This window comes from Gorillibacterium massiliense, from assembly GCF_000455485.1.
Classification (GTDB): domain Bacteria; phylum Bacillota; class Bacilli; order Paenibacillales; family NBRC-103111; genus Gorillibacterium; species Gorillibacterium massiliense.
The window spans coordinates 1-5,170 of the sequence record NZ_CBQR020000023.1 but is presented as its reverse complement, the minus strand read 5'-3'; the positions used below and the strand labels follow the sequence as shown (position 1 = coordinate 5,170).

Annotated in this window: 5 protein-coding genes; 3 read left to right on the top strand and 2 right to left on the bottom strand. The window is 49.7% G+C overall.

What is annotated here, in order from left to right; all coding sequences use genetic code 11:
- The 3 genes from TJ79_RS02570 to TJ79_RS02560 all read left to right on the top strand — a co-directional run.
- The coding region (locus TJ79_RS02570; RefSeq protein ID WP_040948730.1) for an MFS transporter at positions 1-320 on the top strand (320 nt) is incomplete at its 5' end.
- A 208-nt stretch (positions 321-528) separates the two neighbouring features.
- Positions 529-1,050, top strand: a complete 522-nt coding sequence (locus tag TJ79_RS02565; RefSeq protein ID WP_040948729.1) for an NfeD family membrane protein — start codon at positions 529-531, stop codon at positions 1,048-1,050.
- A 22-nt stretch (positions 1,051-1,072) separates the two neighbouring features.
- The gene (locus TJ79_RS02560) at positions 1,073-2,647 is read left to right on the top strand and encodes a flotillin family protein (protein ID WP_040948728.1); all 1,575 of its coding nucleotides are present in this window, start codon (positions 1,073-1,075) and stop codon (positions 2,645-2,647) included.
- A gap of 95 nt (positions 2,648-2,742) precedes the next feature.
- On the opposite strand, the gene TJ79_RS02555 is transcribed toward TJ79_RS02560, so the two are convergent.
- A complete protein-coding gene (locus TJ79_RS02555) occupies positions 2,743-4,458 on the bottom strand; it encodes a methyl-accepting chemotaxis protein (RefSeq protein ID WP_040948727.1) in 1,716 nt (571 codons plus the stop codon).
- A gap of 161 nt (positions 4,459-4,619) precedes the next feature.
- Positions 4,620-5,078 carry a dUTP diphosphatase gene (gene dut, locus TJ79_RS02550; RefSeq protein WP_040948726.1) on the bottom strand — a complete coding sequence of 153 codons (459 nt, stop codon included), beginning with the start codon at positions 5,076-5,078 and terminating at the stop codon, positions 4,620-4,622.
- Between the last annotated feature and the right edge of the window lie 92 nt (positions 5,079-5,170).

Sequence of the window (5,170 nt, the reverse complement as noted above, 5' to 3'; positions counted from 1 at the left end):
TTACCTTATCTTCCCTGCTCATCTGGGGTTCTCTCCTGAGCTTTTTCAATCTCGGCGCTTGGGGAGCTCTCTATGCCTTCAGCCCTGAAAATTATCCAGAGGAAGTACGTGCATCGGGATCAGGCTTTGCATCGGGCTTCGGACGTTTGGGCAGCGCCATCGCTCCTTATCTGGTGGGGTACCTCATAGATAAAAAATATACACCCAACACTATCTTCATCATCTTTACCGCTGTCCTGCTGCTCGGCGCTCTCGTTCTGCTGCTGTTCGGCCGTGAAACCCGCGAATCTATGGCATACGCTAGAAATGATCGGAGCTGATCGCCTATACTGCTACTTATTTTCACAACTTGAAATAACGCCTTTTCCCGTGGAGATTCGTCAGTCCATTCCGGGAGCAGGCGTTTTATTATAGAAGAAATCATTTTGTCGATCAAAATTTGAAACATGTAACCGGAATCATCGTATACAAAAATATACCATTCCATCATGCCTACATTAGGCGTTGGTTTCCACGGGAGGAAATGCCATGTTGGAGGTTTACACCGGCTGTCTCGTTTTTGGCGTCTTGTTTGCCGTTGTTTCCGTGTTCCTCGGAGATATCATCAGCACGTCGCTGGACGGGATACTCGACTTTTTGTCCGCGGACTATCTCAACCCGACTGTTCTCGCCTCGGGAATTACCCTTTTTGGAGGCGTCGGCATTCTGACGACACAATATACCGATATGAGCCGGGGCTGGGTCCTAACTCTGGCTATTCTCGCCGCAGCAATTGGCGGTTTGGCGGTTCATTTTTTCTATGTCGTTCCGATGCACAAAAGCGAAAACTCCACAGGTTACTCCATGCGTGGGCTTACGGGAAGACTTGGCGAGGTGATTACACCCATTCCTTCAAATGGCTACGGAGAAGTACTAATTCGCGCAGGAGTCGGGGTATCCAACCATATTGCGGCAAGCTTTGAGCACAATGAAATTCAGGCGGGTGTTAAAGTAGTCGTCGTGGAAGTTAAAGACGGCATCCTTTACGTAACCCGTTTTGAAAATAAATGAAGTAAAGGAGAATCGTACAACAATGAATTTTGGAGATTATGATTATCTTATGATCCCTGCAATTGTCGTTGGTGTTATCATCCTGCTGGGCTTGGCTTTTATGGCGCGGTACAAAACCGTAGGTCCTGATGAAGCCATGATCGTCACAGGAACCTTTCTCGGCAACAACAACATCGCCACGGATACCGATGAGTCTGGGGGCTCGGATCGAAAAATCAAGATCGTACGTGGCGGAGGCGCCTTCATCTGGCCAATCTTCCAACAGGCTGAATATTTATCCTTGCTCTCTCATAAGCTCGATGTTTCGACACCTGAGGTTTACACGGAGCAAGGCGTTCCCGTTATTGCCGATGGCGTAGCTATCATCAAGATCGGCGGCTCTGTAGAGGACGTCGCCACGGCGGCCGAGCAATTTATGGGCAAGCCCATCGAAGCCCTGAAAGGTGAAGCCCAGGAAGTTCTGGAAGGCCACCTACGCGCCATCCTCGGCTCCATGACCGTGGAAGAAGTATATCGGAACCGGGACAAATTCGCCCAAGAGGTACAAGGCGTCGCCGCCAAGGACCTGAAAAAAATGGGTTTGCAAATCGTATCCTTCACCATCAAGGATGTCCGCGACAAGCAAGGCTACCTGGATGCTCTCGGAAAACCGCGAATTGCCGCCGTTAAGCGGGACGCGGATATTGCCGAAGCGGAAGCGATCCGGGACTCTCGGATCCAAAAAGCAAAAGCGGCAGAAGAAGCGCAAAAGGCCGAACTTCTGCGGGATACGAATATCGCAGAAGCCGAGAAAAACCGCGAGCTGAAAGTTGCCTCCTTCAAAAAAGAACAGGATACGGCGAAGGCGGAAGCCGACCAGGCTTATCATATCCAGGAAGCAATCGCGAAGCAGATCGCCGTAGAAGAACAAATGAAAGTCGAGCTGGTGCGCAAGGAGCGGGAAATCGACCTGCAGCAAAAGGAAATCCTTGTTCGCGAAAAGCAATATGACGCGGAAGTGAAGAAAAAAGCCGACGCCGACCGCTACTCCGTGGAACAAGCGGCGGAAGCCGATAAGGCACGACGCATGCGAGAAGCAGACGCTCTCTCCTACAGTATCGAAGCGGAAGCTCGAGCCAACGCTGAACAGAAACGGTTGGAAGGTCAGGCAATCGCTGACGCCGAACGGGCAAAAGGTACAGCCGAGGCCGAAGTCATACGGCTGCGCGGTTTGGCTGAAGCGGAAGCGAAGGAAAAGCTGGCGGAAGCGTTCCAAAAATTCGGCGAAGCCGCTGTTTTGGATATTATCGTCAAGATGCTGCCTGAACTGGCCGGAAGAGTTGCCGAGCCGATCTCCTCAATCGATAAGCTGACGGTGGTGGATACTGGAAACGGTGCAGGGGCCGCGCGTGTAAGCAATTATGTTACTCAACTGATGGCGACCGCACCAGAAATGCTGAAAAGTGTCTCCGGTATCGATCTTAACACGCTTGTTTCCAATCTGACCGGCAAGGAGAAAAAGCCTCCCGTTTCAATCCCCATCCAAACGGGACCGGTCGTGCCGGAACCTGCAGCAAGCAGCGCAAACCCTTCGTCCGGAACATCGGAAATCGGGTAAACGATCACTCAGCACCAATAGAAAAAGCGCTCTATGCCGGGAACGGCAGAGCGCTTTTTTTCACTTTTTTCATGTCAGCCACACTCATCTATCGCTTATGCCTGAAAGCGGCTTAACGAATTTTGCAGCTCCTCCGCCAACTCGGCTAGCGCCCGTGATGAATGGGCCACTTCTTCCATAGCTGAAAGCTGCTGCTCGCTGGCAGCGGACGCCTCTTCAATGCCCGCCATCGCTTCCTGGGATACGGCATGGATATGGGTCATCTCCGCATTAACCCGCTCCCCTTCTACCGTCACTTTGCCAATGGAGGAACGAATCTCTTCCATTTTGCGTGATACTTGAAACGCCGATTGCTCGATGGCGCGGAAAGCCTCCGAGACGATACGGCTGCGGTTAACGCCTACCCTCACAAGTTCCATCTCGTTATCCATCGAATGAACCGCTCGACTGGTTTTCACGCGAATCTCATCAATCAGGTTCTCGATGTGCTTGGAGGATTGGGAAGAAGCATCTGCCAGTTTGCGGATTTCTCCTGCCACAACGGCAAAACCCCGGCCGCTTTCGCCTGCTCTTGCCGCTTCGATAGCTGCGTTCAAGGCCAGGAGGTTCGTTTGTTCTGCAATGCCTTTAACCGTTGTAATGATCTCGCCGATTTCGTCCGATTTGCCGCTTAGCTCGCGAATAATGACTTGAGAAGCTTGAACGCTTTGATCGATATCATTCATGCCAGTGGCAATTTCCCCGACGGTGCTTGCGCCTCTTTCCGTCGATTCCAGCGTATCGTCTGTAAGTCTCTGCAGCTCATCGCTACCCTTTACGACAAAAGACAGATTGTCCGTCATCATCTTCACAGAATCGGCAGCGGCAACTACGCTTTTGACCTGTTCTTCCATACCTGCCGAAAGCTCAGTGGTGACGGAAGCGATTTGTTCCGATGCTTTTGCCGTCTGTTCCGAGCTCGCTGTCATCTCCTGGGAGCTGGCAGACAAAGTCAAAGAGCTTTCATTCACTTTATAAACGATCTCTTTTAGTCCGCTAATCATGGTGTTAAAGGATGAAGTTAGACGGCCGATCTCGTCTCGGGATTCATAATCGCCGCGGACCGTCAAATCTCCCTTTCCGCCTCTGCCCATTTGTTCTTGCAGTGCCGTCAGTGGCTTGATGAGCAAGACTCCGATGCCGTAGCTCCCTGCGAGAAGCAGAATCAAGCTGCCGACCCAGGCAAGGATACCAAAGTTTCTTGCTTGGTTTGCGAGCTTTTCCTCATCGCCCTTCATCTTCTCTGCATTATCGTTCAATATATCAAGCTGCTGGGCTAATCTTTCGTCAACATTCAACTGCAATTCATAGAGCTTCGCATACTCGGTTTTTGCTTCAGAAAGCTGATTGGCTTTAGCAAAATCCAGTACTTTTTTTCGTTCTGCGCGATAATCAGTCAACTCAGAGCGGTACTGAGCGAATAACTTGGCTTCTTCACTGCCTGCTTTCAGCTTGCTTTCGACAATGGGGATCAGTCCGTTGTTATGATTAACCAGTTCATCGATCTTCTGCGTTAATTCCTGCATCACCTTTGCGTCGGATTCCATCATAATTTGCAAAATATATGCTTCGTTCTGAATTTGATTCTCTTTGATCTGATAGAGCATACGAGTTGTCAGAAACGAATCGTTATACATATGATTGGATTTATTAATAATCCGTCCGGACTGCTGGAAGTTGATGAACTCAACGGCAGTCAGCATAATCATGGAAATCACGACGAGGACTAGAATTTTCTTGCCTACAGATAAATTACGAAAGATTGATTGCATTGCAAAATTCCCACTTTCTGCAGAATAATGTAGAAGATTCCGTTTGGTTTCTACAATATTCTACAAAAAGAGTACGATTTCCTGCAACTTTAAAATATTAATTATTACGTAAATGTGTCTTTGCAATAAGAATTAATATCGATAAAAAATATCAATCCTGGTTATTGCTTTCCTGTATGACCGAATCCTCCAGCGCCTCTCTCCGTATCGGACAGTTCCTCCGTTTCAATTAAGCGCACCTTCGGCACTTCTTGAAAGACCATCTGAGCAATTCGATCTTTTCGGTTGACCGTAAAGAGAACCTGCCCTAAATTGGCTAGAATCACTTTGACTTCACCGCGAAAGTCCGCATCGATCGTTCCGGGGGAGTTAAGACAGGTGATACCGTGCTTTAGGGCCAGTCCACTCCTTGGACGAATTTGTGCCTCCAAAGCATCCGGCATCGCCATGGAAAAGCCCGTCGGAATAAGGGTTCTCTCCCCAGGCGCGATCACAATCGGCTCCACGACAGCAGCATACAGATCAAAACCTGCAGCCAGCTCGGACATTTTTTGCGGAAGCGGAATGTCTTCCTGTCCGGTCATTCGTTTGATCTGTACTGCGTATTCATGCTTTGACAAGAGAATCCCTCCTGAAGGTGCGAATGGCTCGATCCGTCTGTCCCACCATCGCCAAGGCGAAGGGTTGGGAGAACAGCTCCTTGGACAGCTTG

What these genes read in the sequence shown, in the direction of transcription:
- TJ79_RS02565 (WP_040948729.1), top strand. Translation starts at nt 529, where the DNA reads ATGTTGGAGGTTTACACCGGCTGTCTCGTTTTTGGCGTCTTGTTTGCC.
- TJ79_RS02560 (WP_040948728.1), top strand. Translation starts at nt 1,073, where the DNA reads ATGAATTTTGGAGATTATGATTATCTTATGATCCCTGCAATTGTCGTT.
- TJ79_RS02555 (WP_040948727.1), bottom strand. Translation starts at nt 4,458, where the DNA reads ATGCAATCAATCTTTCGTAATTTATCTGTAGGCAAGAAAATTCTAGTC.